Annotated in this window: 19 protein-coding genes; 16 read left to right on the top strand and 3 right to left on the bottom strand. The window is 60.9% G+C overall.

Annotated elements, in window-relative coordinates:
• The first annotated feature begins 3 nt into the window (after window positions 1-3).
• The 6 genes from AC1D0N_RS09340 to AC1D0N_RS09315 all read left to right on the top strand — a co-directional run bounded on the left by AC1D0N_RS09340 (window position 4) and on the right by AC1D0N_RS09315 (window position 7,598).
• Window positions 4-1,344 (top strand): HlyD family type I secretion periplasmic adaptor subunit, encoded by a 1,341-nt coding sequence (locus AC1D0N_RS09340; RefSeq protein ID WP_477243174.1) that lies wholly within the window; start codon window positions 4-6, stop codon window positions 1,342-1,344.
• 76 nt (window positions 1,345-1,420) lie between these two features.
• Window positions 1,421-3,106: a tetratricopeptide repeat protein gene (locus AC1D0N_RS09335; protein ID WP_477243173.1), complete on the top strand. Its 1,686-nt coding sequence runs from the start codon at window positions 1,421-1,423 to the stop codon at window positions 3,104-3,106.
• Between the two features lie 144 nt (window positions 3,107-3,250).
• Complete coding sequence (locus tag AC1D0N_RS09330; protein ID WP_477243172.1) at window positions 3,251-3,853, top strand: hypothetical protein; 603 nt, start codon at window positions 3,251-3,253, stop codon at window positions 3,851-3,853.
• 115 nt (window positions 3,854-3,968) lie between these two features.
• Window positions 3,969-5,183: a glycosyltransferase family protein gene (locus tag AC1D0N_RS09325; protein ID WP_477243171.1), complete on the top strand. Its 1,215-nt coding sequence runs from the start codon at window positions 3,969-3,971 to the stop codon at window positions 5,181-5,183.
• A gap of 1 nt (window position 5,184) precedes the next feature.
• Window positions 5,185-6,429 (top strand): glycosyltransferase, encoded by a 1,245-nt coding sequence (locus AC1D0N_RS09320; protein WP_477243170.1) that lies wholly within the window; start codon window positions 5,185-5,187, stop codon window positions 6,427-6,429.
• Window positions 6,426-7,598 (top strand): glycosyltransferase family protein, encoded by a 1,173-nt coding sequence (locus AC1D0N_RS09315; RefSeq protein ID WP_477243169.1) that lies wholly within the window; start codon window positions 6,426-6,428, stop codon window positions 7,596-7,598. Before AC1D0N_RS09320 ends, AC1D0N_RS09315 begins: the two co-directional genes overlap by 4 nt.
• A gap of 122 nt (window positions 7,599-7,720) precedes the next feature.
• On the opposite strand, the gene AC1D0N_RS09310 is transcribed toward AC1D0N_RS09315, so the two are convergent.
• A complete protein-coding gene (locus tag AC1D0N_RS09310) occupies window positions 7,721-8,395 on the bottom strand; it encodes a class I SAM-dependent methyltransferase (protein WP_477243992.1) in 675 nt (224 codons plus the stop codon).
• Between the two features lie 268 nt (window positions 8,396-8,663).
• On the opposite strand from AC1D0N_RS09310, the gene AC1D0N_RS09305 reads away from it, so the two are divergent.
• From AC1D0N_RS09305 to AC1D0N_RS09295, 3 genes are all read left to right on the top strand, one after another.
• Window positions 8,664-11,378 carry an ABC transporter transmembrane domain-containing protein gene (locus AC1D0N_RS09305; RefSeq protein WP_477243168.1) on the top strand — a complete coding sequence of 905 codons (2,715 nt, stop codon included), beginning with the start codon at window positions 8,664-8,666 and terminating at the stop codon, window positions 11,376-11,378.
• Between the two features lie 186 nt (window positions 11,379-11,564).
• Complete coding sequence (locus tag AC1D0N_RS09300; protein WP_477243167.1) at window positions 11,565-12,014, top strand: cyclic nucleotide-binding domain-containing protein; 450 nt, start codon at window positions 11,565-11,567, stop codon at window positions 12,012-12,014.
• Window positions 12,015-12,148: 134 nt separating this feature from the next.
• A complete protein-coding gene (locus AC1D0N_RS09295) occupies window positions 12,149-13,003 on the top strand; it encodes an MBL fold metallo-hydrolase (RefSeq protein WP_477243166.1) in 855 nt (284 codons plus the stop codon).
• Window positions 13,004-13,065: 62 nt separating this feature from the next.
• Here AC1D0N_RS09295 and AC1D0N_RS09290 read toward each other — a convergent pair whose 3' ends face one another.
• On the bottom strand, window positions 13,066-13,827 hold the full coding sequence (locus AC1D0N_RS09290) for a polysaccharide deacetylase family protein (RefSeq protein ID WP_477243165.1): 762 nt from the start codon (window positions 13,825-13,827) through the stop codon (window positions 13,066-13,068).
• Complete coding sequence (locus tag AC1D0N_RS09285) at window positions 13,824-14,912, bottom strand: glycosyltransferase family 4 protein (protein WP_477243164.1); 1,089 nt, start codon at window positions 14,910-14,912, stop codon at window positions 13,824-13,826. The genes AC1D0N_RS09290 and AC1D0N_RS09285 overlap by 4 nt, the downstream gene beginning before the upstream one ends.
• A gap of 74 nt (window positions 14,913-14,986) precedes the next feature.
• Here AC1D0N_RS09285 and AC1D0N_RS09280 point away from each other — a divergent pair, with 74 nt between their 5' ends.
• From AC1D0N_RS09280 to AC1D0N_RS09250, 7 genes are all read left to right on the top strand, one after another.
• Window positions 14,987-16,168, top strand: a complete 1,182-nt coding sequence (locus tag AC1D0N_RS09280; protein ID WP_477243163.1) for a DUF3095 domain-containing protein — start codon at window positions 14,987-14,989, stop codon at window positions 16,166-16,168.
• A 111-nt stretch (window positions 16,169-16,279) separates the two neighbouring features.
• Window positions 16,280-17,623, top strand: coding sequence for a nucleotide sugar dehydrogenase (locus AC1D0N_RS09275; protein WP_477243162.1), 1,344 nt, complete (start codon window positions 16,280-16,282; stop codon window positions 17,621-17,623).
• A gap of 232 nt (window positions 17,624-17,855) precedes the next feature.
• Window positions 17,856-19,196, top strand: coding sequence for an adenylate/guanylate cyclase domain-containing protein (locus tag AC1D0N_RS09270; RefSeq protein WP_477243161.1), 1,341 nt, complete (start codon window positions 17,856-17,858; stop codon window positions 19,194-19,196).
• A 143-nt stretch (window positions 19,197-19,339) separates the two neighbouring features.
• Window positions 19,340-21,235: an ABC transporter ATP-binding protein gene (locus AC1D0N_RS09265; protein WP_477243160.1), complete on the top strand. Its 1,896-nt coding sequence runs from the start codon at window positions 19,340-19,342 to the stop codon at window positions 21,233-21,235.
• On the top strand, window positions 21,232-23,130 hold the full coding sequence (locus AC1D0N_RS09260) for an ABC transporter substrate-binding protein (protein WP_477243159.1): 1,899 nt from the start codon (window positions 21,232-21,234) through the stop codon (window positions 23,128-23,130). The genes AC1D0N_RS09265 and AC1D0N_RS09260 overlap by 4 nt, the downstream gene beginning before the upstream one ends.
• A 2-nt stretch (window positions 23,131-23,132) precedes the next feature.
• Window positions 23,133-24,131 carry an ABC transporter permease gene (locus AC1D0N_RS09255; protein WP_477243158.1) on the top strand — a complete coding sequence of 333 codons (999 nt, stop codon included), beginning with the start codon at window positions 23,133-23,135 and terminating at the stop codon, window positions 24,129-24,131.
• Entirely contained in the window at window positions 24,128-25,309 is a 1,182-nt protein-coding gene (locus AC1D0N_RS09250; protein ID WP_477243157.1) for an ABC transporter permease, read from the top strand. The genes AC1D0N_RS09255 and AC1D0N_RS09250 overlap by 4 nt, the downstream gene beginning before the upstream one ends.
• The last annotated feature ends 59 nt before the right edge of the window (window positions 25,310-25,368 follow it).

Here is a 25,368-nt window from a genome sequence, read left to right as displayed (position 1 = left end):
ACGATGCCAGCCATACTCGAGTTCCAGTGGCCGTCGACGGCTGTCGCCAATGCGCCCATTCCGCAGGCGGCGCGCGGCATCGTCTGGATCATTACGAGCCTGGTCATCGCGCTGATCGCCCTGGCAGGACTGATACCCGTCGATCAGGTTGTGACGGCCAGAGGGCTCGTGGTGTCAAAATCGCCCAACATCGTCGTGCAGCCGCTAGAGACCGCGATCGTGCGCTCGATCGATGTCCGTGAAGGTCAGCACGTGCAGGCCGGTCAAGTGCTTGCTCGCCTCGATGCTACCTTTGCTTCAGCGGACCTGGCGGCGCTTGCGATGCAGGTTTCGGCGCTTGAAGCCGAAGTGGCGCGGCTGAAGGCGGAAGCCGATGGCCAGACCTTCAACTATGACGGTCTCGACCCAAGCTGGACCCTGCAGGCATCGATCTTTGAGCGCCGCAAGGCGGTCTACGACGCCAAGGTGGAAAATTTCGACCGCCAGCGCGACGAACTCAGTTCCGTAATCTCGCGTTCGCTATCGGATGCCGATGGCTACCGCCAGCGGCTCGCGGTCGCGGGCTCGATCGAAGAGATGCGCAGGCAGCTCGAAGCAAGACAGGTGGGCAGCCGCCTCAACACACTGCTCGCCGAGGACAATCGCGCGGAAATGTCCAGGGCGCTCGGCAATGCCGAGCAGACTGCAGAAGCCGCGAAGCTCCAGCAGGCGGCGGTGGCCGCAGAGCGCAACGGCTACATTCAAGGTTGGCGAGCGGATGTTTCGCAGAGTCTTTCGGAGGCGAGCTCGCGGATGTCCGACGCCCGCGAACTTCTCAACAAGGCAAAGCTGCGCAAGCAGTTGGTCGAGTTGAAGAGCGAAGTAGACGCCATCGTTCAATCCGTGGCCAAGGTCTCGGTCGGTTCGGTCCTGCAGTCCGGCGAGCGATTGATTACGCTGGTGCCGGCCAACGCGCCGCTTGAGATCGAGACAAACATCGTCGGCCGCAGCAGCGGCTTTGTGCATGTCGGCGACCCGGTGGTCATCAAGTTCGACACCTTCGCCTATTCGCAATACGGCCTCGCTCATGGCACCGTGCGGACGCTCAGCCCTGATTCCTTCTCTGCGCAGGACCAGGCTCGCGATCCGAACAGCTCCCTGGCCATGCTGCCTTCGGACGCCGAACCGTTCTACCGCACGCGAATTTCCATCGACCAGGTCGCCCTCCACGGCGTGCCTGCCGGTTTCACCGTCAGCCCCGGTATGCCGGTGACCGCCGACGTAAAGGTCGGCCGGCGCACAGTGCTCAAGTACATTCTCGGTGTGATGCTCCCGATCGGCCAGGAGGCGATGCGGGAGCCATAGAGTACTGATGAATCAGAGGCCTGGATCGATGACAATCCTAAATCGGCTGACTGGTCTGGCCTCCCCGGCGGCAGCGTTGCGCCGGGCGATCCAGCTCGCTGACGGCGGCAAGCCCGCTGAAGCCTTTCCGCTGATGGCGGTAGCGGCGCGCGCGGGGATCGTCGACGCCGAGTACCGGGTCGCGCGTTGCTATCTCGAAGGCTCGGGTGTGCCGCCGAGCCGTATGGAAGGTGCGCGATGGCTGCTGCGGGCAGCCAACCACGGGAGCGCCGATGCGCAAGCGCTCCTCGCCGCTCTCTACCTGACCGGGCTGGTGACCAAGGAAGCTGATGGCACGGGCGCCGAATCGACGCAATTGTTCAAACCGGATTCCTCGGGCAAACCAGACTTCACGGCCGCGTTCGACTTTGCAACCAGGGCGGCCGAGGCGGGCTCGGCAACCGGACAGGCGATCCTCGGTTACATCCTTACCAGCGGCCCCAAACCGATGCGCAATGCAGATGCGGCGCACCGCTGGTACGAGAAGTCGGCTTTGGCTGGCTGCGCCGAAGGGTGTCTCGGCCTTGCCCTGTCACTCGCCCGGCGTGGCAATCGCGAAGATCGGGTCAGGATTGCGGTCGAGGTAAGACGCGCTGCCGACGCCGGCTTGCCGACCGCTACCTATCTTATGGCGGTCCTTACCGAGCACGGACTCGGCGTGGTACGCGACATGGCTGCAGCCGCCCGACTGTATCAGGCTGCTGCAGAGAAGGGCCTTCCCTCCGCCCAGTTCCGGTTGGGATTAGCACTTATTGATGGTGGACTCGTTGACCAAGATATCATTGCCGGAGAGGCCTGGATGCGACGTGCCGCCTTGGCCGGCAATATCGAAGCAGCCTATCTCCTTGGCGATCGTTATGTGAAGACGCAGCGGCCGGATTTTGCAGAAGCCGCAAACTGGTATCGGCGGGCGGCCGAAGCGGGTCACCAAGCCGCAGCCCGCGCTTTGGCATCTCTCTACCTGACGGGGAACGGCGTAGCCGAGGACGTCCAAGAGGGGGCGCGCTGGCTGCGCGCTGCCGCAAATCACGGCAATCAGGAAGCACAGATCGACCTCGCCAATCTCGTCCTCGGCGGAGCCGGCGAGCCGGACGACCGCGCAAGCGTTGCCGGATGGTTCGAGGCGGCCGCATCATCGGGCGACCTGATCGCGGCATTCAATCTTGGGCTCTGCTTCACCAATGGGGTTGGCGTCCGCCAGGACGAGGGGCAGGCGGCTCAATGGCTGAGGCGCGCGGCCGAGGGCGTCGCCGAGGCGCAGTACATGTATGCCCGCCTCCTACAGGATGGACGCGGCGTGGCGGCCGACCCAACGCAGGCCCGTCTGTGGTTTGCCCGGGCGGCCAATGGCGGCGTGCTGGACGCGCAGGTGGCGCTTGCCGAGATGCTGCTCAACGGGCGCGGGGGCACACGCGCACCAGACACCGCAGTGCAGCTGTTCCAGGGGGCAGCCGCCGACGGCCACGCCGGGGCGATGTTTGCACTTGGTGCGCTGTACGCAGCCGGCCATGGCCTGCCGATCGACCAGACGGCGGCGCAGAAATGGTTCGTCGCCGCCGCCGAGCGTGGGCATGGCCAAGCCCAACTCATGCTCGGGCGCTATCTCTCCAAAGGTCTCGCCGGGGAGAGCGACCCAGCGGCCGGTCGCCTTTGGCTCGAGCGAGCGGCTGCACACGGTATCAATGAAGCAGCCGAAGAACTTGCCGAACTCGTCTCGGGTTGAGGCCTGCAAGTGCAAGCACGCCAAACCACGCACGTCTGCGATCGACAGGCAAACGGTGTTGCACACACCCTACTGCAGGCGGTGTGTTTTGAACGCTGGCATCCACTCGATTCCTGCCGAATTTCCGGCTAGGCTGGGCGATAGATGGCTCAGCTCTGGTGGGTGAATCATAATCGGACCGCACGTCAAGAGATTGATGGGCAGCACCTTTGGTCCCCCAAGACCGAGAGCAATGGCGCGCGACGTGAGTTCTACAACAATATGCGCCGTGCGACGCCTGGCGACCTTGTCCTTTATGCCCATCAAGCAATTAGGTATGTTGGCGGGATAGCGGAATTCGCCTTCACCGTTCTGAAACCAATGGAGTTCGGAGAGACAGGAGTTAACTGGAATCAAGAGGGGATGGCCCCTGCCAACCTTTTGGACACCGCTTTGCCGTTCGATCCGTCCCAAAACGATAATATGGAGTCTCGGCCGGCTCCTGCCGAGCGATATTCGCCATTCCATCCAGTTTCGGGCTCAGGTAATCAGAAAGCCTATCTGACGGGCATTCCACGGGATACTTTCGATTTGGTGATAGCTGGCGCCACTATCAGCCACGAGGCGCTGTCAAGCGGCGGCTCGGATTACCCGACCTTTGGAGTGATTAATAAGCTTTTGGACGACATCGTCGAACGTCGTATAGCGGACGACGATCAGCCTGAAGGCACGATCAAGAAGTGCGTCATCCTTGGACCCCTTGGGTAATACAAATTGAAAATTGCGCCATCATGTTTCAAAACAGGTCGGTAGACCAGGATGGTTTCGAAGCCTGCGGGTCGCTCACGGTCCTCAATGCGAGAATTCTAAGAGACGTTCAACAATGACACAGCACGTACAAAACGCTCGAATTCTCATGTACAGCCACGACACGTTCGGGCTCGGCCACTTGCAGCGCTGCCGGACGATCGCGCATTCGCTGGTCGAGGATTTCCGCGGACTTCAGGTGCTTATCATCTCGGGTGCGCCTATCGCTGGCGCCTTTGACTACCGCGCACGTGTCGACTTCGTGAAGATCCCCAGCGTCATCAAGTTGCGCAACGGCGAATACACTTCGCTGGAAAAGGATATCGATCTGCATGAGACGCTAAGGATGCGCCAGTCGATCATCCGCCACACAGCCGAGAGCTTCAGGCCGGATATCTTCATCGTCGACAAGGAGCCGCTCGGCCTGCGCGGTGAGATCGAGGACACGCTGTCCTACCTCAAGACGCGGGGCACCACCCTCGTGCTTGGCCTGCGCGAGGTGATGGACGCGCCGCATCTGCTCGAAGCAGAGTGGGCGCGCAGGGATGTGATGCGCAAGATAGGCCTGTTCTACGACAAGGTCTGGGCCTATGGTCCGCCGGATTTCTACGATCCGTTGACCGGCCTGGATGTGCCGCCGGCTGTCAGGGCAAAGATGAAGTTTGTCGGTTTCCTGCAACGGAGCCTGCAGAAGAACGAGTTGCCCGGCCACCGGCCCGAGGGCGACTATATCCTCGTTACCACCGGTGGCGGTGGTGACGGCGCCGATCTGATCCACGACGTCATCGATGCCTATCAGCAGGATCCGCAGTTGCAGCATAGGGCGCTGATCGTGCTTGGGCCTTACATGCCGGCGCGCAAGCGCAACAAGCTGCTCAGGAAGGGGTCCAAGATCCCCTATATCAAGATCATCGAGTTCGACAACCGCATGGAAGAGCTGATTGCCGGCGCCAAGGCGGTAGTGGCGATGGGCGGTTACAACACCTATTGCGAGATACTGTCTTTCGACAAGCCGGCGCTGATCGTGCCGCGCGTCGAGCCCCGCGAGGAACAACTGATCCGCGCACGGCGCGCAGCCGAACTCGGCCTCATCGAGATGCTTTTGCCGGAAGAAGCCGAGGATTCCCAGCGGTTTGCCGATGCACTGAAGGTGCTGCCAGACCGGCCCCGTCCGTCGCAGAGCAATCCGCATCTGACGCTGGAAGGGCTGCCTCATATTTCTGAAATCGTCGCGGAACTGCTCGACCGGCGGGCCGGCCATCACCTTTCCGTCATTGAAGGCATGAACTGAGTTGCAACATCGCAAGATCGTCGTGGTTCTGAAGGGCTATCCGCGGCTGTCGGAAACCTTCATCGCGCAGGAACTGCTCGGTCTGGAGCGTGCGGGGTTCGACCTGATAATCTTCGCGCTCAGGCGGCCGACCGACGCAAAACGCCACCCCGTGCATGACGAGATCAAAGCGCCCGTCCATTATCTACCGGAATATCTGCATGAAGAGCCGCTGCGCGTGGTTCGCTCGCTGTTTGCTTGTCTGCTGCGGCCGGGCTTCTGGCGCGCGCTCGGATCGCTTGCGGCCGATATCCCCCGCGACTTTACGCGCAATCGCGTGCGCCGCTTCGGGCAAGCGCTCGTGCTGGCGACCGAATGGCCGAAAGACGCGGGCTGGCTACATGCACATTTCGCGCACACGCCGGCATCGGTGACGCGCTATGCCAGCCAGCTTCGTGGCCTGCCCTGGAGCTGCTCGGCTCATGCCAAGGACATCTGGACTTCGGCGGACTGGGATCTGGCTGGCAAGCTTGCCTCGGCGCGCTGGACGGTCACTTGCACGAAAACCGGCTTCGACCGTCTGAAAAAACTCGCTAACGGCAACTCGTCTGTGCATCTGAGCTATCATGGGCTCGACCTTGATCGCTTCGGCATTTCCGGCGAGGCGCGAAAGCAGCATGACGGCTCGGCGCCGGACGAACCGGTCCTCATCCTGAGTGTCGGGCGCGCCGTTGCAAAGAAAGGTTACGACACGTTGCTGGAGGCTCTCGCCCTCTTGCCTGGTGATTTGGCGTGGCGTTTCGAGCATATCGGCGGCGGCGAGGAACTGGAACGGCTCAAGGGGCTAGCGCAAAAGCTCGGACTGGAGGGTCGCGTCTCCTGGAAAGGCGCGCTGGCGCAGAAGGAAGTGCTTGAGCACTATCGCAGTGCCGACATCTTCGCCCTGGCCTGCAGGATCACCGCAGATGGCGACCGGGACGGTCTGCCGAATGTCCTGGTGGAGGCGGCTAGCCAGCGGCTTGCCTGCGTGTCGACCGATATTTCCGGCGTGCCGGAGCTTTTATCGCCGGATGAAACCGGGCTGCTGGTTCCGACGGAAAACCCAGTTGCCCTGGCACAGGCGCTGGAGCGCCTGATCCGTGATCCCGTGCTCCGTGCCCGCCTCGGCGACGCCGCAGAGGCGCGCGTGCGCGGCAATTTCGATCATATGGCAAGCATTGGACAGCTCAAGGAATTGTTCGAGCGGGAGTGGCGGGCCGCCGAATGAAGCGGCCGCGCGCTTTCTTCTATGTCCAGCATCTGCTCGGTATTGGCCATCTCGCGCGCGCCAGCCGCATTGCGGCGGCTCTGGTCGATGACGGGTTTGACGTAACCGTGGTGACCGGCGGAGCGCCGATCGCGGGGTTTCCGGGACCGGGTGTAAAATCTGTAACCCTGCCACCTGTCACCTCCGGCGATGAAGGATTTTCCGGACTTGTCGACCTGCAGGGCAAACCCATCGACGATGACTTCAAGAAATGGCGTTCAGAGATGTTGCTGCAGGCATTCCGGGACTGCAGGCCTGATATCGTCATTGTCGAGGCGTTTCCCTTTGGGCGCCGGCAGATGCGTTTCGAACTCTTGCCGCTGATCGAGGCCATCGACGCGACGTCGCCCAGACCGCTGCTGGCGACGTCCGTCCGTGATATCCTTCAGGAGCGCGTCAAGCCGGGCCGAAACGAGGAAACGGTCGATCTCGTCAACAGGCATTTCGATCTTGTTATGGTCCATGGCGATCCGGCTTTCGTAGCCATCGACAAGACATTTCCGCTGGCTGGGACGATCAGGACCGAGGTCACCTACACAGGGCTAGTTGCCGCGCCGCCACCCCCCGCGGCCCCCGAGCGCTTCGATGTTCTGGTGTCGGTTGGCGGCGGGGCTGCCGGAAAGGGCCTTGTCAGCTCCACCATCGCAGCGGCACGGAATGCCAACAACGCTTGGAAATGGTGCTTGATCACCGGCCCAAATCTGCCGAAAGACGAGGTTGACGCGATTGCACGCGACGCCACGCCGGGCCTGTCAATCTTCCGGTTTCGCGAGGATTTCGCCAGCCTGCTGACCGGCGCCCGCCTGTCAGTCTCGCAGGCCGGCTACAACACGGTCTGTGACGTCCTGCGTGCGGGTTGTCGCTCCCTGCTCGTTCCCTTTGCAGCCGGCGGGGAAACCGAACAGACGGTTCGCGCCCTGATGCTCGAAGAACTCGGTCTTGCAATGGTGCTGATGGAAAAGGACCTGACGCCTGAAGGTCTGGCGCAAGCGATCGAACAGGCGCTTGTGGGACCGACGCCATCCGCGCATCGTCTCGATCTGGAAGGCGCGCGTCGCTCGGCGCAAATCCTGCGCGAGCGGTATCGAACATGGTCCCTAAAAGCGGCCTGGTTTCGGAAAGGTTCATGATCAAACAGACGCTGGATCCTGACGCGCGTCGCGTCTGGTGAGATTGGTGCGACGCGCTTCAAGTCCTTGTTTTAATGCATGTCGTTGTCCCAAAACCGCTACGCGCTTTTGGCCGAAATGCATCAAACAGTTCCAATCAGCATGAAGCGCGTATAATTTTTTGTCGGCAGTTCGCCGGAGAACCGCACCTCCCGTAGCGCCGCCATTGCTTCGAAGGCTGCAAGCGACGCCACGCAATTGATGTGCGTCGGCTCGCTGAAATAATCGTTCGATTGCAGCAGCACATTCGTCCCCCGCGGAAGCAGGGCAAGCCATGCGCCCAGGTCGGCTATGTGTTCGCAGCTCGTATTGATCACCAGGTCGGGCCGCCCGGCCGCATAGTCGAGTGCGTACATATCTTCCGTCAGCGCCCGGAAGCGGTCGCCGGCTTCCCGGTTGAGGGTTCGGGCGACCGGTCCGACTGCAGGATCGATGTCGAAGCTGTCGATCGCCGTGATGTCGAAGCGGGCGTCGTTGAAAAGCATTGCCGGCAATACGCCGTACCATCCACCCAGAACCCATATGCGCCCGAACCGGCCGCCGCAGCTTTCGAACAGCCTGTCGAGCGCCCACATCTTGCAGGCGACCTGCTTGTGGTTGAAGGCGTTGGCGATATCGGCCGTCGGATGCTTGGCGATGACGCGCGCCAGCCCGGCCACGAGAGGATGGTTGACGTAGGCTGCAATTCCCCGCGTGAGGTCCAGGGCTTGCTCGCGCCTGTCAATGCCGGCATTGCGTGGTTGCGTGACATCCATCATATTCGTCTTGTATGGTGGGATTTCGGGCGACACAACGCAATCTTGCCCCCAGCAAGGCTGTTTGATCCGCGGACATGAATATGCTGCTAGCCGCTTCTCCATTGCCCGGTGCCGGAGAGTGCCGGTTGCATCTGTCCGGACCGTCGGCGTCCTCCATGCACCGCAGCTTCGAGCGTGTCGCTGGCGACGAAGACATTGCCGATACGCCATTCGCCGGCAGGTGCTTTTGCACCCTGCATCCTTCCAACTGAAGGATCCACAGTCGCATATGGAACCCAGCCTAGCCCGCTATATCTGGAAGCACACCAGGAAGCAGCAGATCTGGATATTGATGATCGTCTTGCTTTCGATGATCCCGTATTTCATGTCCTTCGACCTGCCGAAGCTGATCGTCAACGGCCCAATCCAGGGCAAGGGGTTCGAGCAACCCGGCGCGACCCTGCCCTTCATGAGGCTGCACTACAACCTGCCGTTCATTGGAGAGGTGCAATTCTTCTCCGGTTTTCAGCTCGACCGCACGGAGACGCTGTTTGCCCTGAGCCTCGTGTTCCTCTTGCTGGTCGTCATCAACGGCCTGTTCAAACTCTACATCAACACCTACAAGGGCCGCCTCGGCGAACGCATGCTGCGGCGTATCCGCTTCGATCTGATCGATCGTGTGCTGCGTTTTCCGCCGGTTTACTTCAAGCGGGTGAAATCCGCCGAAGTGGCGACCATGGTGAAGGACGAGGTGGAGCCGCTGGGCGGCTTCATCGGCGATGCCTTCCTGCAGCCGGTACTGCTCGGCGGCCAGGCGCTGACGGCTATGCTGTTCATCATGATCCAGAACGTCTGGCTCGGAATGATAGCGGTCGTGATCGTGGTGATCCAGATCGTGCTCATCCCGCGAATGCGGCGGCGGCTGATCGTGCTCGGGCGCCAACGGCAGTTGACGGCGCGCGCGCTTTCGGGCCGGGTTGGCGAAATCGTCGACGGCATCGGCGCGGTTCACGTCCACGATACATCAAACTACGAGCGCGCCGACATAGCTGCCCGGCTCGGGCTCATCTTCAAGATCCGCTTCGATCTTTACCAATGGAAATTCATGGTGAAGTTCCTCAACAATTTTCTCGCGCAGCTCACGCCCTTTCTGTTCTACATGATCGGCGGGTATCTGGTCATCGGGGGCCGGCTGGACGTCGGCCAGCTCGTGGCCGTGATCGGCGCCTACAAGGACCTGCCCGGACCGATGAAGGAACTGATCGACTGGGATCAGGATCGGCAGGATGTCCAGGTCAAATATCAACAGGTCGTTGAACAGTTCACCGTCGAGGGTCTCATCGCGCCGAAAATCGGGGCATTGACGATCGACGATCCTGATCCGATGACCAACCCCCTGTCGGCGATCAGTCTGTCCATAGCAGACGATGGCGGTGCAATGCTCCTCAACCGGATCTCCCTCCAGATCAAGCCGGGTGAGACCGTGGCGCTGGTCAGTACCGCAACAGGTGGAGCGGAGGCGCTCGCAGAAGCCTTCGCGCGGCTGCACTGGCCGGACAGCGGAAGGGTCACTTCGGGCGCCGACGACCTGCTTGAACTCCCCGAAGCAGTGACCGGCCGGCGCATGTCCTATGCCTCGTCGGACGTTTTCCTGTTCCAGGCAAGCCTCCGCGATAACCTGCTCTACGGGTTGAAGCATGCGCCGCTGACATCGGTGCCTTATGACGGTGCCGCGGCAGACCAGCGCCGCTGGAACGTCGACGAGGCACGCCGGTCGGGCAATCCGGATCTTGATATCCACAGCGACTGGATCAACTATGCTTCCGCCGGCGCTACCGGCCCACACGACCTCTTTGAAGCCGTGCGCCGTGCGCTCGACGCGGTTGTTCTGTCGCGCGACATTCTGGATCTTGGCTTGCGGTCTTCGGCCGACCTCACGCGTCACACGGAGCTTGCCAGGCGGATCGTCGAACTGCGTGCGGCGCTGCGAACCCGGCTGGAACACGAAGGGCTGAGCGGACTGGTGGTTCCTTTCGAACCGGGCGCTTACAACAAGGAAGCAACAATCGGCCAAAACCTGCTCTTCGGCGCTGCCGCTGGCCCCGAACTGGCCGACAGGGCCCTGGCGGCCAACCCCTATTTTGCTTCTGTGCTGAGGCAAGCCGGCCTCGACCGCACGCTCTACGAAATGGGCATGGAGATCGCCGAACAGACGATCGAGCTGTTTGCCGACCTGCCGCCCGATCATCAGTTCTTCCAGCAGCTCGCCTTCATGAGCGCCGAGGAGATACCCGCCTACGAAACCTTGCTGCAACGGCTCAAGAACCGTCCTCACGAGGCGGTTTCGGAGAACGATCGCGCCATGATCATCACCTTGAGCTTTGCCTATATCGAGCCCCGGCACCGCTTCGGTCTGCTGAGCGACGAGTTAATGAGCAAGATCGTCGCTGCACGCAACCGGTTCTATGAAAACCTGCCGGCCGAACTGCAAAATGCGGTCGAACGGTATGATCCTGCCAAATACATTGCCGCGGCCACCGTCATGGATAATGTCCTGTTCGGGCGTGTGGGCACCAACCATCCCGACGCGCCGGACCGCATACGCTCCATCGTCTATGACATTCTTGACGAACTGGGGCTTTATGCCGAACTTCTGGATGTCGGCTTGGACTTCAACGTCGGCTCCGCCGGCAGGCGGCTGACCGGTGGACAGCGACAAAAGCTCGATGTTGCCCGGGCCCTGCTCAAGCGCCCCGATTTTCTCATTCTCAACCGGCCGCTGTCGGCGCTCGACCAGCGCATGCAGGATAAGGTGCTGCGAAACGTGCTCGAGGAAGCCAGGCGCGACGGCCATTCGCCGGCAATTGTGTGGGTCGTGACGAATCCGGCAATGGCGGTGATGTTCGATCGCGTTGTCGTCTTCGACGCGGGTCAATTGGTGGAAGACGGAACACACGAGACACTTTTGGCAGGGAACGGTATTTTCAAGGAATTGCTGTCATAGAGCATTGGACATTCAGATGGGATCATTCTGCCGCTGGGAACTTGCTGCATGGTCATTGAGGTTTCCGGCTGATCGGGCTCGCCACCTTTCGCGTGTCTCGTCTGTCCATCCGGTAACAGAATTGATTCCATCCGGGCGACCGTTGCTCTAGTCTGGCAAACGCGAATTTTGGGAAGGTTTGCGAAAATGCTGCTCAAGGATGAAGTTGGAATGCTGCAACGCGTTCCCTTGTTCTCTGGCATCGAGCCGACAAAGCTCAAGCTGCTTGCGTTCACATCCGATCGGGTGAGCTACAGCACCGGCCAGATCCTTTTCCGGCAGGGCGACGAGGGAGACGCCGCCTATGTCATCCTTTCAGGCAGCGCGGATATTCTGGTCGATTCCGACAGTGGGCCGATAAAAGTTGCCGAACTGGCGCCAAATTCGATTGTTGGCGAGATCGCCATATTGTGCAACAGCTCCCGCACGGCAACCGTCAGAGCGGCAAGTCCGCTGGAAGCCTTGAGAATCCGCAAGGATCATTTCCTGAGGCTTATGAACGAGTTTCCGGAAATGACCATCGAAATGGTGCGGGTTCTTGCCGATCGCCTGAGCCATACGACCGCGGATCTGATCGACGCACGAAGCGCCAAATGACGAATGACCTGCGCTCAATCCTCGCCGTCTTGATGGCACTGGCCTCATACTGACAAGGTCACCAGGAGAAAAACCTGTCTCGCCTAGCAACAGTTGTTTGGCTACGATGGGCGACTGGACTGCTAAGGGGTAGCATGGACGACGACGGTTTCCTGGTCAGGTTTTGGGGCGTGCGCGGCAGCATTCCGGTATCTGGGCCAGACTTCTCTCGCTATGGCGGTAACACAAACTGCATTGAGATGCGATGCGGCAAGCATACGCTTCTGTTCGATGCGGGCTCTGGCCTGCGGCCTGCCGGCGCGGTGCTTCGCGCGTCGGGCGTGACCGATTTCGACCTGTTCTTCACCCATTGCCACTACGATCACATCATCGGGCTGCCGGTTTTTAAGCCTATCTATGAACGGGGCATCAAGCTTACGCTTTGGTCCGGGCATCTCGCTGGACGCATGACGACCCGCGAGATGGTCGATGAGTTCATTCGGCCGCCGTGGTTTCCGGTGACACTCGATATCTGCAAGGCAAGCCTCGACTGCCGCGATTTCGTATCCGGAGATGTGCTTCGCCCGCGCGAAGGGGTGGTGGTGCGAACCGGCAGTCTTACCCATCCGGGCGGCTGCATAGGCTACCGGGTCGAATGGGGTGGCCGCGTCGTGGCGGTGATCACAGACACTGAGCACGAGCCGGGCAAACTCGATCAGGCGGTGCTTCGGCTGATCGAAGATGCCGACCTCGTCATTTACGATTGCACCTACACCGAGGAAGAAATGGAGCGCTACCGCGGCAACGGGCACTCGACATGGCAACAGGGGGTCAAGCTCTGTGAGGCGGCCGGTGCGCGAGGGCTTGCGCTGTTTCACCACGATCCGTCACGCACCGACCGGGAACTGGACGAGATGGAGAAACTGGCCAAAGACAGGTTTGCCGGCGCTTTTGCCGCGCGTGATGGCCAGACGATTAAATTTCCAGTCTCGTTGCACAAAAAGCGCTGAGCTGTTTTCCTCTCCTTGTTTGAGCATGATCTTATCCGAAAACCGGATTCCACTTTTCGGGATCATCCTCCAGCGGCGCTGCGCCCGATCAATGTCTTGATCGGCAGCCATGCGCAGGCTTCAGCCTGCGCGGTGACTGTGAACAGCCGTTCGAGGAAAAGCCAGGCCGATTCATCATGGACGAGATGGTGGGTGAGCAGGCCGACCGGCTCGCCGCCGTCGACTGCATGCTGCAATTGCGCGATGATAGCCTGAACCAACAGGCCATGATCGCGGCAGCCGCGCGTGCCATGCCAATCCATCATGTCGACATTGCTGTTGATCACCGCCAGCGAAGCCGGCTTCGGCGGCCCGTAGACTGACAATGCCGCAAACCCTATCGATCCAAGGTCGGATACCAAGCCGGCGTCGATCCTGTTCCAGGGTGGCACCAGCATCGGAACGGCACGTGCGCCGTGCAGGCCGGTTATGTGCGACAGCCCGCGAGCCAGATCATCGAGCACCGCCTCGCGTGGCCGATGCGCGCCGAGCTCCTGCTTTTTCTGGTCCTCGGGCGCATGATTTCGGTGCGCCCAGCCATGGACGGCGACCGTGGCATGCGGCGCCTCGTCAAGCCGGACGACAAGCTTCTCATCCGTCAGCGCCGGAATGACGGCCAGACTGACCGGAACCGCGAACTCACCGGTGAGGTCGAGCAGCCGATCAAGCGCAGGCGTCGGGTCCACGGCGTCATCGTCGCGCAGCCAGAACTCTGCCTTGCGGCCCGCCCGTTGCCGGCGCGCCAGTTCTTCCACCAAGGGCTGCCAGATCGGATCGGATGTCATGAGACCGGAATCTTCTTGAGAAGTTCGGCCAGGCGCTCCGCTGCACCACCGAGGGAGCGTTCCTCAAGGACGAAACGTCTGGCTTCTGCGGCCATGATGATTCTTTCGTCGTTATGGGCCAGAAGCCTTTCAATGGCGGAAGCGAACGCCGCTACATCGCCCGGCGGGGTGAGAAACCCGGTCTGGCCATCCCGCACGACCTCCGGCACGCCGGCAATGTCCTGAGCCACCACCGGAAGGCCGGCGGCCTGTGCTTCAAGATAGGCAACGCCATAGGCCTCGCCGTAACCCGGCCATACGTAAATTCCCCCGCTGTAAAGGATATCCGGAACGGCGGCCGGCTCGATGGCGCCAAGCCATTCGATACGGTCGGCGGGCAAGCAGGCGAATTGCGCTTCGACCTCGTCACGGGCAGGCCCGTCACCGACGACCGACATGGTCCAGGGTAGGTGGCCGATCGAGCCGAGCGCTTGCGCCAGCATGCGATAGCTTTCGACTTTGTCGCCCGGGCGCATCATGGCGACGGTAACGAGGCGCGTCGAACAACCCCGTGCCGGCATTTCGCGGAATGCCGATGTGTCGATGAAGGGCGAAAGCATACCGAGAGCGGCGTCGGGAATCGCATCTACCAGCCCCTGACGATCCCTTTGCGTGAAGCAGATGTTCAGCGCTGCCTGTTCGACGGCTTTCGCCACCAACGCCTGGCTATCGGCCCACAAGCCGGCGTTGCGCCGCCTGGAATAGGAGGCTTCTGCTGTCACATAGGGGACGGCAAAGGCCGACGCCAGCTCGGGCCCGATCAGGTCGGGCGCCTTGTAATAGGGATGATAGGAGAACCAGAGATCGGGTTTGCCGTCACGGTGCCAAAGCCTTGTCAGCCGCGCGGCTTCGTCCCGGGCCTCGATCTTGAGCGCATCGAAACTTTTCGGCTCCGGCTGGCGTAGATAGAAGCGCAACTCGGATGCCAGTTCGACGCTATGCCCTTGATGCTCCAGCGCCTTGACCAGCATCCGTGCCATCTGGCGGTCGCCGGAGACAACAGGATGATTGGGCGACTTCAGCGGCGCGTAGAAGACAATTCGCATCGCGCGATCCTATCATCGGTAAACCTGCGCAAGTCAATTTCGACGCACGATCGACCTCACCTTCAAGCGCTGGAATGTGCTATCTGATGCTCATGGAAACAGATGTCGCGTCCGACCCGTTTGTCGCTTCTTTGCCGGTCTTCGCAAAGTTCGAAAGCGTTGCCGATATCGATAACTATCGGCCTCTCCCCGATGGCTGGGCGCTGGCCACCGCCGACATCGTCGGCTCGACCAAGGCGATCGAGGCCGGGCGCTATAAAACCGTCAATATGGCCGGCGCCAGCGTCATTTCGGCGCTGCTCAATGCGCTGGGTCGGCAAGATCTTCCCTTTGTCTTCGGCGGCGACGGCGCACTCGTGGCGTTTCCCGGCTCGGCGCTGGAGATCGCCCGCAACGCGCTGGCTTCTGTCCAGAGATGGGTGGCGGACGAACTGGACCTGACCTTGCGTGCGGCAATCGTGCCGATAAAGGACATAAGGGCGCAAGGCCTCGATGTTCGCGTGGCAAGGTTCCAGGCCTCCGAAGCGGCCTTCTATGCCATGTTCGCCGGCGGTGGCGGCAGTTGGGCGGAAGCCGAGATGAAAGCGGGGCGCTACCGCATCGACCCTGCGCCGGCCGGCGCGCGGCCGGATCTGACCGGCCTCTCCTGCCGCTGGAACCCGATTGAAGCACGGCACGGCGAAATCGTCTCGATCATAGCCATACCAGGGGCATCGCGCGACTTGCGCGGTTTTCAGTTTCTGGCTTCCGACATCATCGCCCTTGCGAGCAGGCAGGAGCGCGATGGCCACCCGGTACCGGTGGACGGGCCGGCCTACAGTCTTCTGCCCGCCGGCCTCGATGTCGAGGCGCGGGCCACGGCGCCGCCAGGGCGGCGGTGGCTGATGAAGCTGTGGGTAGTGTTCCTGATGACGCTTACGGCCGTCACCGATAGATTTGGCTGGACGATCGGCCGTTTCGATCCGAAGGTCTACAAACGCGAGGTGGCCAGCAATTCGGATTTCCGGAAGTTCGACGACGGCTTGAAGATGACCATCGACGTCGACGCGGATGTGTTGCAACGGATCGAGAACCGGCTGAAGCAGGCAGAAGAGGTGGGCATCTGCAGCTATGGCCTGCACCGCCAGCAGTCGGCCTTGATGACATGCCTCGTCATCTCGCCGCTGCAGCCCGATCACGTTCATTTCATCGATGGCGCCGACGGCGGCTATGCGATGGCTGCCGCAAGCCTGAAGGCGAAGGCGCCGGTCCGATGACGGCTTGCGGAATTCGATTTTCGGCAATATGCCTCGGCCATGGTTCTCGGGACCCGGTGAGCCCCGCCATTGGGGCGGGTAGTCTGTCCGAATTGACGGGAAAGCAGATTTTTGGACGCCTCACGATCGACATATGACCGTCTTCTGAACCGGATTTCGACGCGCACCGCGCAAGTCGGCGTGATCGGACTGGGCTATGTCGGGTTGCCGCTGGCAGTTGCGATCGCACGCGCCGGCTTCCCGGTTTCCGGCTTCGACATTGAAGCCCAGAAGGTTGAGAGCCTGAACAACGGCCAATCCTATATTGAGGCGGTGACGTCGACAGCCCTTGCCGGCCATGTGGCGAGCGGACGGTTCCGCGCCACTACGGATTTTGCCGACCTGGCCGTCTGCGATGTCATCATTATCTGCGTTCCCACACCGCTGACGAAACACCGTGAGCCGGACCTCTCCTTTGTCAGGAACACAGCAGGCACCATCGCCAAGCATCTGCGTCTCGGCCAGGTGATCGTGCTGGAATCGACCACCTATCCCGGCACCACCGACGACGTGATCAAGCCCATACTGGAAGCAACTGGCTTGCAGTCGAAGATAGACTTCTTCCTCGGCTTCTCGCCCGAACGCGAGGATCCTGGCAACCGCAGCTTTGAAGTCGCGACGATCCCCAAGGTCGTGGCAGGCGACGGCATTGAAGCGGCGACGCTCGTGCAGGCTTTCTACCAGGGCGTGGTCGAGACCGTCGTTCCGGTTTCCACCACGGCGACCGCCGAGGCGGTCAAGCTGACTGAAAACATCTTCCGCTCGGTCAATATAGCCCTCGTCAACGAGTTGAAGGTCGTGCTCGGTGCGATGGGCATCGACATCTGGGAGGTGATCGAGGCCGCGAAGACCAAGCCCTTCGGCTACATGCCTTTCTATCCTGGCCCCGGACTTGGGGGGCATTGCGTTCCGATCGATCCCTTCTACCTGACGTGGAAGGCGCGCGAATACGAACTGCCGACCCGCTTCATCGAGCTGGCGGCAGAGATCAACACGGCCATGCCGCGTCATGTGGTCGATGAACTGGCGAAGGCGCTGGACCGGCGCTGCGGCAAAGCGCTCAGCCGCTCGCGCATTCTCATCATCGGGCTAGCCTACAAGAAGAATGTGCCCGACATCCGCGAAAGCCCCTCATTGCGGCTCATTGAACTCATCGAGGAATGGGGCGGCAGGGCGGAATTCCACGACCCGCATGTTACCGAGATCCCGACCACACGGGAGCATATGGCGATCAAGGGGCGTCGCTCGGTCGAATTGACCGAGGCGGCCTTGAAGGATTTCGACGCTGTCGTCGTTGCAACCGACCACGACGCGATCGATTATCAGGCGATCGCTGATCACGCTCTTCTGATCGTCGACACACGCAATGTTTTTGGCCGCCTCGGGCTAGCCCGAGAGACGGTGGTGAAGGCCTGACGGCGTCTGAGCCGGCGAATTTGCCCGATGTCAGGATCGGGGTTGCACTCCGCCGGCAGCCTCGCCACATATGTGCCCCAGGAGATAGATGCAGTTACGCCTGCTCCTTGCCTGCAAGGACAGTCATTCGGGAAATTCTTCGCCGGCTTTTGCCGCCGAAGCCGGCTTCATTAACTTCGAGGGTGTGGCGGATCAAAGGAGATGGCTCGTCTTCGACGGGTTTCGAGATAGCATGAGCACAGCACAAGCAGAAATTTCCACCATTCTCATGGATAAGGTTGCCGATTGGTTGACGCAATCGGCGCTGGCCGGCAACGACCTGGAAACATTGGTAAAAGGCTTTTGTGAACGGCTGGCTGCTGCCGGCCTGCCACTGAAGCGGGTGCATTTGAGCTTTTCGATGCTTCATCCGCTTTATGACGCGCTTGGCTTCACCTGGCTTCGCGGCCAGGGCATGGAAATGGAAGGCTTCCGCAAGGAGGGCGGCGTGCAGTCCGACAGATTCCTGACCAGCCCCTACTACCATCTGCTCAGCAACAAGCTCGACCATCTGCGGCGCCGGTTCAACGCGTCGGTGCCGTCGGAGTTTCCTGTTTTCGATGAACTCAAGCTTATGGGCGTCACCGACTACATGGCTTTCGTCCATCCCTTCAACGGCAACACCAGTCAGGGCATGTTGGGGTCCTGGTCAACCGATAGTGCTGCAGGCTTCAGCGACAGCATGATTTCGGCGCTGCTGCGCATCCAGAACCATCTCGCTATCGCAACCAAGATGGCGGTACTCACCAAGCTCGCTGACAACATGATGACCACTTATCTCGGCGGCGACGCCGGCAGGCGCGTGCTCGACGGCCAGATCAAGCGCGGCGAGGGTGATACAATCCGGGCCGCACTGGTCATGGGCGATATGCGCGGGTCGACAAGGCTTGCCCAAACCTCCGGCCGCGAAGTCTATATCGATACGCTGAACCAGTTTTTCGATGCCATTGCTGCACCTTTCAATCGTGAAGGCGGGCAGATCATGAGTTTCCTGGGGGATGGCTTCATTGCCGTCTACCCTTGCGAAAGGCACCGCGCGCAGTCCGAGATCGCCTGCCAGGCTGCTCTTGCGGCAGCGCACAAGGCCAGCGCGCGCATGATGGATCTCAATCTGCGCAGAAAAGAACAGGGGTTGGGCGACATAAAGTTTGGCATCGGCCTGCATGTCGGCAATGTGATGTTCGGCAATGTCGGGCTTACCGACCGGCTCACATTCTCTGTCTTCGGCTCGGCTGTAAACGAGGTCCAGCGCCTCCAGACCCTGACCAAGAAATATCCGCACAGCGTTCTCGCCAGCAAAGACTTCGCCGGCTATTGCGGCACCAACAACTGGCTGACGCTCGGCGAGGAGGAACTGGCGGGCATCAAGCAGAAGCTGACGGTGCTTTCACCCGATCTGTCGGGTGCTCTCGCACTCGAGGAAGACGGTGCACTGCAGCCGATCTACGACCGAAGATCGGACGCCGAGCAGCTCATGCTGCTTCATCGCGATGCCTCGCGGCTGTCGGCGGGCGACCCGATGAAGCTCCAGTAACCGCCACGATCTGACCAGAACACCTGGGTCGCCGGGTCCGCCGGGGAAGCTCGTTTCGAATCCAAGTTGCTCTAGGCTGGCAATGCGCTAGTCTCGCTTTGTGGGGGCGGCCGGCAGGCCGACAGAGCGGGGCTGGTGTGAGGATGAGTTCGGGCGTGGATCTGCTGCGGATCGAGGATGTTGGCATCTCTTTTGCCATTATCGGGGGACCGTTGCATGCCGTCAGGCGTGCAAATCTTCGCGTCCTGCCCGGCAAGGTTACCGCGCTTGTGGGCGAGTCCGGTTCCGGAAAATCGGTTCTCAGCCAGGCCGTGATGGGCATTTTGCCGAACACAGCCCATGTTCGTGGCCGTATCCTGTTTTCCGATCCTGAAAAGCCCGGCACGACGCAGGATATCCTGCAGATGCCGCGCGATGGACCCGAAATCCGGGCGTTGAGAGGCAGCCGCATCGGCAAGATCTTTCAGGAGCCGATGACATCACTGTCGCCGCTGCACACGATCGGCAATCAGGTCAGCGAATCCCTGCAGATTCATACGCCCATGGCTCGCGCGGAACGCAAGGCGCGGACCGAGGAAATGCTCAGCCTTGTCGGCTTTCCCAATCCCAAGCGCGCCTATGACATGTATCCGTTTGAACTTTCGGGAGGATTGCGGCAACGCGCCATGATCGCCATGGCGCTTATCTGCCGGCCCGCTTTGTTGATCGCCGATGAGCCGACGACTGCGTTGGACGTCACCATCCAGGCGCAAATCCTGCAATTGCTGCGCGGGCTTCAGACCAAGCTGAACATGGCGATGCTGTTGATCACACACGACCTCGGGGTGGTCGCCAATGTCGCTGACGAGGTGGTGGTCATGTACCATGGCGAGATCATGGAAGCGGGACCTGTGGAGGCGATATTCCGCCGGCCAGGTCACCCTTACCTGAAGGGCCTGATGGCAGCCGTTCCGCATTTCGACCTGAAGCCTGGCGAAAGGCTGAAGGCGCTCCGCGAGGTGCCGGTGAATGTTGAGAACCTGCTCGGCAAGCAGACGGCGCCGGAATCGAAGGGGCAGGACGACATCCTGCTGTCGGTCAGGGATCTGAAAAAGGTCTACACCACCCGCAAGTCCGGATGGTTCGGCGGGAGCCGTCAAACCTCCGTTCGCGCCGTGGACGGCGTGAGCTTCGACATCAGGCGGGGTGAGTGCCTGGGTCTGGTCGGCGAAAGCGGCTGCGGCAAAACCACCGTCAGCAAGATCCTCATGCGGGCTGTCACCCCCAGCGGCGGCTCCGTGGTCTTCAACGGTCGCGAAGGACCGATCGACGTCCTGGAAGCCGAGGGAGACGCCCTGCGCTTGCTGCGCGCGAAAATCCAGATGGTCTTCCAGGATCCGGTTTCGTCGCTCTCACCTCGCATGACGGTGGAGAACATCTTGAGCGAGCCGCTGGAAATCCATCAACGTGGCAATGCCGCGTCCCGACTCGCCACGGTCAAGAGCCTGATGCAGGCAATCGGGCTCGATCCGCGCTTCATCAAGCGCTATCCCCACAGTTTCTCCGGCGGGCAGCGTCAGCGTATCGGCATCGCGCGCGCCTTGGCGCTGGGACCTGAACTGCTGATCTGCGACGAGCCCGTTTCGGCGCTCGATGTCTCTGTCCAGGCGCAAATCCTGAACCTTCTGAAGGATCTGCAGAAGGAACTCGGCCTGACCTACCTGTTCATATCCCACAATCTGGCGGTGGTGGACTACATGGCGGATCGTATCGCGGTGATGTGCGGCGGGCGTATCGTCGAGCTTGCGCCGCGCGAAATTCTGCTCAGGAAACCGATCCACCCCTACACGCGCTCACTGCTCGCCGCAGTCCCTTTCCCCGATCTCGACCGGCCGATGGATTTCAAGACGCTGAAGCTCGGCGGCGCTTCCGACACCAGCGCGTGGGGACCGCAATTCCGCGACGAGGGCGAAGAGGATATGCTGTCGCCGCTCGATCTTGGCGGCGGCCATCTCGTGCTGGCCCGACGTTCGGCCGATGTCAGTGAGTTGCGCCATTGATCAGCCGTCGCACCGTCCTTGGTCTCATGGCTTCGGTATTTCTGCCGGGCACGTCGCGTGCCGGCGATCTGGAGCCGGATTTTCTTCGGCCGCAGCTAACGGCCAAGGCGCTGCCGGCACTCGCTGAGCGCTTGCCCAAGAGCCCGCGCGCGTTGAATCTCGCCGCCATGGGCCGGCAACCCGGCGAGTATGGCGGCACGCTGCGGACGATCATCGGCAGCCAGAAAGATATCCGGATGATGACGATCTACGGGTATTCTCGGCTGGTCGGCTATGACGAAAAGCTTAGCTTGCAAGCCGACATTCTCGAAAGTTTCGACGTAGCGGATGATCGCATCTTCACGTTCAAGATACGGGAAGGACATAAATGGTCCGACGGCAGCCTGCTGACGCCGGAGGATTTTCGCTATTGCTGGGAAGATGTCTGGCTGAACGATGAGCTTTCGCAAGGCGGGCTCGCTCCGGCCCTGATGGCGGATGGCAAGCCGCCACGCTTCGAGATCGTCGATCCGTTGACGGTGCGCTACAGTTGGGATGCGCCCAATCCCGACTTCCTGCCCAAGCTCGCTGCTGCCGCGCCGCTGTCGCTTGTTCTGCCGGCCGCCTATCTCAAGCAGTTCCACAAGAAATATCAGGATCCATTCCGGCTCGCCGGCCTGATGAAGGAGAACCGGGCCAAGAAATGGACGCTCCTGCATATCCGCATGTCGCGGCAGTATCGCCCGGAGAATCCGGATCTGCCGACGCTCGATCCCTGGCAGAACCGGACCAAGCCGCCGGCCGAGCAGTTCATCTTCGAGCGCAACCCGTTCTTTCATCGAATAGACGAGAATGGCCGGCAACTGCCCTATGTCGACCGGATCATCATGAATGTCAGCTCGTCGGCGATCATCTCGGCCAAGACCGGTGCGGGGGAGAGCGACCTGCAATGCATGGGAATTGACTTCAGCGATTACTCCTTCCTGAAGGACGCGGAGAAGCGCTACCCGGTGAAGATGCATCTGTGGAAACGCACACAGGGTTCGCGGCTGGCGCTGCTGCCCAATCTGAATTGTGCCGACCCGGTGTGGCGTGGCCTTTTGCGTGACGTGCGCGTGCGCCGCGCGCTTTCGCTCGCTGTGGACAGGCGCGAGATCAATTTGGCCGTGTTCTACGGGTTGGCGCAGGAAAGTGCCGATACGGTCTTGCCGGAGAGCCCGCTCTACCGGCCGGAATTCGCGAAAGCCTGGGTCGCCCATGATCCCGACCAGGCCAATGCCCTGCTCGACGAGGTCGGGCTTCAGGCACGTGACGATGACGGCCTGCGGATGCTTCCCGATGGACGCTCTGCGCAGATCATCGTGGAAACGGCCGGCGAAAGCACGCTGGAAACCGACGCGCTCGAACTCATCACCGATCACTGGCGCAAGATCGGCATCGCTTTGTTCATCCGGACTTCGCAGCGCGATATCTTCCGCAGCCGCGCGCTTGGCGGCCAGATCATGATGTCGATGTGGTCGGGCATCGACAATGGCGTGCCGACCGCCGACATGAACCCGTACCAACTTGCCCCCACCATCGATGACCAATTGCAGTGGCCGCTCTGGGGTGCTCACTATCTGTCCCATGGCAAGATGGGTGAGGCGCCCGATCTTCCTGAAGTGGTCGAGTTGATGGCTTTGCTCAAGCGCTGGAACGGATCGACCGAAGCCACGGAGCGCGCCGAAATCTGGAATTCGATGCTGTCGATCTACACCGATCAGGTGTTTTCGATCGGCACTGTGAATGGAACGCATCAGCCGATTCTGGTGTCCTCGCGGCTGCGCAATCTGCCTGACAAGGCGCTCTACGGCTATGACCCGACCGCCTATTTCGGTGTCTACATGCCGGATACATTCTGGCTTGGAGGCTCCTGAGCGTGCTTCGATATCTTGTCTGGCGCATCGCCGTGATGGTTCCAACGCTGATGGTCATATCGGCGCTGGTGTTCACGATCATCGAACTTCCGCCGGGCGACTATTTCGACAGCTATGTCGCCGAGCTTCGGGCCCAGGGCGAAGCGGTGGATTCTGATCGCATCGAGATGATGCGCAAGGAATATGGTTTCGACCAGCCGCCGGTCATTCGCTACTTCTACTGGGTCGGCGGGATGCTGCACGGCGATTTCGGCTATTCCTTCGAATATGAGCTGCCGGTTCGCGACGTCGTCGGGGACCGAATGTGGCTGACCGTGCTGGTTTCCTTCGTCACGATCATCTTCACCTGGCTCATCGCCTTTCCGATTGGCATGTACTCCGCCACGCATCAATACAGTTGGGGCGACTACGGCCTGACTTTCTTCGGCCTTCTCGGCCTTGCCATTCCGAATTTCATGCTGGCGCTGATCCTGATGTATTTCGCCAACATCTGGTTCGGCACGTCCATCGGCCATCTCATGGACCAGCAATATCTCGGCGAGCCGATGAGCTGGGTCAAGGCGAAGTCGATCCTCGCCCATCTCTGGATCCCGGTCTTGATCATCGGCACCGGGGGCACGGCAAGCATGATCCGGCGGCTGCGCGCCAATCTGCTCGATGAGCTGCACAAGCAATATGTCGTGACGGCGCGTGCCAAAGGCCTTCATCCATTCAAGGCACTGGTCAAATATCCGATGCGCATGGCGCTCAATTTCTTCATTTCCGATATCGGCTCCATCCTGCCGGCCATCATCTCCGGCGCCGAAATCACGGCGATCGTGCTGTCTTTGGAAACGACCGGGCCGATGCTGATCAAGGCGCTGCAAAGCCAGGATATGTATCTGGCAGGGTCGTTCCTGATGTTTCTCGCCTTCCTGACGGTCATCGGCGTGCTGATTTCCGACCTGGCGCTGGCGTTGCTTGATCCACGAATTCGTTTGCAGGGCGGCAGCACCAAATGAACACGCAATCGCCGCTGCCCGCTCCGGGCGCTCCACTGCAACACTACGTTTCCATCGCGCCCTTTGACCTGCAGTCTGTCGAGGCGATGACGCCGGAGCAGTCGAAGGTCTTTCAGGCGTCGCAGTTGCGGCTGATGTGGTGGAAATTCCGCAAGCACCGGCTTGCGCTTATATCCGGCATATTCCTGGCAGCGCTTTATTTCATGATACTGATCTGCGAGTTCCTGGCGCCCTACAATCTGCACACGCGCAACATGGACTACATCTATTCGCCGCCGCAGCAGGTGCATCTGTTCCACAATGGCGAGTTCGTCGGGCCGTTCGTCTATGGCCGCCAGATGACGCTGGATATGGACACGCTCAAGCGGAACTACATCGAGAACCAGGACGATGTTCAGCGGCTCAGTTTCTTCTGCAAGGGTGACAGTTACCAGTTCTGGGGCCTGATCGAAGGTGACAGGCATTTTGTCTGCCCTCCCGAAAACGGCCAACTCTTTCTGGCCGGCACTGACAGGCTTGGGCGCGACGTGCTCTCGCGCATGATCTATGGCGCACGCATTTCACTGACAATCGGCCTCGTCGGCATCAGTTTCAGCTTCCTGCTCGGCATCGTCATCGGCGGACTGGCCGGCTATCACGGCGGTATCTTCGACCTGATCGTTCAACGAATAATCGAAGTGCTGCAATCGATTCCCAGCATTCCGCTATGGCTGGCCCTGGCGGCGATCATGCCGATAACCTGGAGTCCGATCCTGATCTATTTCGGCATCACCGTCATCCTCGGGCTGCTCGACTGGACCGGACTGGCGCGGGCCGTGCGTTCAAAGCTTCTGGCCCTGCGCGAGGAGGATTACGTTCTGGCCGCGCAGTTGATGGGTGCCGGGAGCAGCCGCATCATCAGGCGGCATCTCATTCCCGGTTTCATGTCGCACCTGATCGCGACGGCGACGCTCTCCATACCCGGCATGATCCTGGGCGAGACGGCGCTGAGCTTCCTCGGGCTCGGCCTGAGGGCCCCGATAACCAGCTGGGGCATCCTGCTCACCGAGGCGCGCAGTGTCAGCGTGATCGCGTTCTATCCATGGCTGCTTTTGCCGATGCTGCCCGTTATCCTCGTCATCATGGCGTTCAACTTCCTCGGCGACGGCTTGCGGGACGCCGCGGACCCCTACAAGTGAGATCGCTGTTCCGCCGCGCGGCCTGCCGACGACTCCACCCGATATGACGCTTGTCGGCG

The sequence above is a fragment of the Mesorhizobium sp. P2_E10 genome (assembly GCF_056404235.1).
This window is presented reverse-complemented; position numbering and strand designations above follow the sequence as displayed.

What these genes read in the sequence shown, in the direction of transcription:
- AC1D0N_RS09340 (WP_477243174.1), top strand. Translation starts at nt 4, where the DNA reads ATGCCAGCCATACTCGAGTTCCAGTGGCCGTCGACGGCTGTCGCCAAT.
- AC1D0N_RS09330 (WP_477243172.1), top strand. Translation starts at nt 3,251, where the DNA reads ATGGCTCAGCTCTGGTGGGTGAATCATAATCGGACCGCACGTCAAGAG.
- AC1D0N_RS09325 (WP_477243171.1), top strand. Translation starts at nt 3,969, where the DNA reads ATGACACAGCACGTACAAAACGCTCGAATTCTCATGTACAGCCACGAC.
- AC1D0N_RS09315 (WP_477243169.1), top strand. Translation starts at nt 6,426, where the DNA reads ATGAAGCGGCCGCGCGCTTTCTTCTATGTCCAGCATCTGCTCGGTATT.
- AC1D0N_RS09310 (WP_477243992.1), bottom strand. Translation starts at nt 8,395, where the DNA reads ATGATGGATGTCACGCAACCACGCAATGCCGGCATTGACAGGCGCGAG.
- AC1D0N_RS09305 (WP_477243168.1), top strand. Translation starts at nt 8,664, where the DNA reads ATGGAACCCAGCCTAGCCCGCTATATCTGGAAGCACACCAGGAAGCAG.
- AC1D0N_RS09300 (WP_477243167.1), top strand. Translation starts at nt 11,565, where the DNA reads ATGCTGCTCAAGGATGAAGTTGGAATGCTGCAACGCGTTCCCTTGTTC.
- AC1D0N_RS09295 (WP_477243166.1), top strand. Translation starts at nt 12,149, where the DNA reads ATGGACGACGACGGTTTCCTGGTCAGGTTTTGGGGCGTGCGCGGCAGC.
- AC1D0N_RS09290 (WP_477243165.1), bottom strand. Translation starts at nt 13,827, where the DNA reads ATGACATCCGATCCGATCTGGCAGCCCTTGGTGGAAGAACTGGCGCGC.
- AC1D0N_RS09285 (WP_477243164.1), bottom strand. Translation starts at nt 14,912, where the DNA reads ATGCGAATTGTCTTCTACGCGCCGCTGAAGTCGCCCAATCATCCTGTT.
- AC1D0N_RS09280 (WP_477243163.1), top strand. Translation starts at nt 14,987, where the DNA reads ATGTGCTATCTGATGCTCATGGAAACAGATGTCGCGTCCGACCCGTTT.
- AC1D0N_RS09270 (WP_477243161.1), top strand. Translation starts at nt 17,856, where the DNA reads ATGAGCACAGCACAAGCAGAAATTTCCACCATTCTCATGGATAAGGTT.
- AC1D0N_RS09265 (WP_477243160.1), top strand. Translation starts at nt 19,340, where the DNA reads ATGAGTTCGGGCGTGGATCTGCTGCGGATCGAGGATGTTGGCATCTCT.
- AC1D0N_RS09250 (WP_477243157.1), top strand. Translation starts at nt 24,128, where the DNA reads ATGAACACGCAATCGCCGCTGCCCGCTCCGGGCGCTCCACTGCAACAC.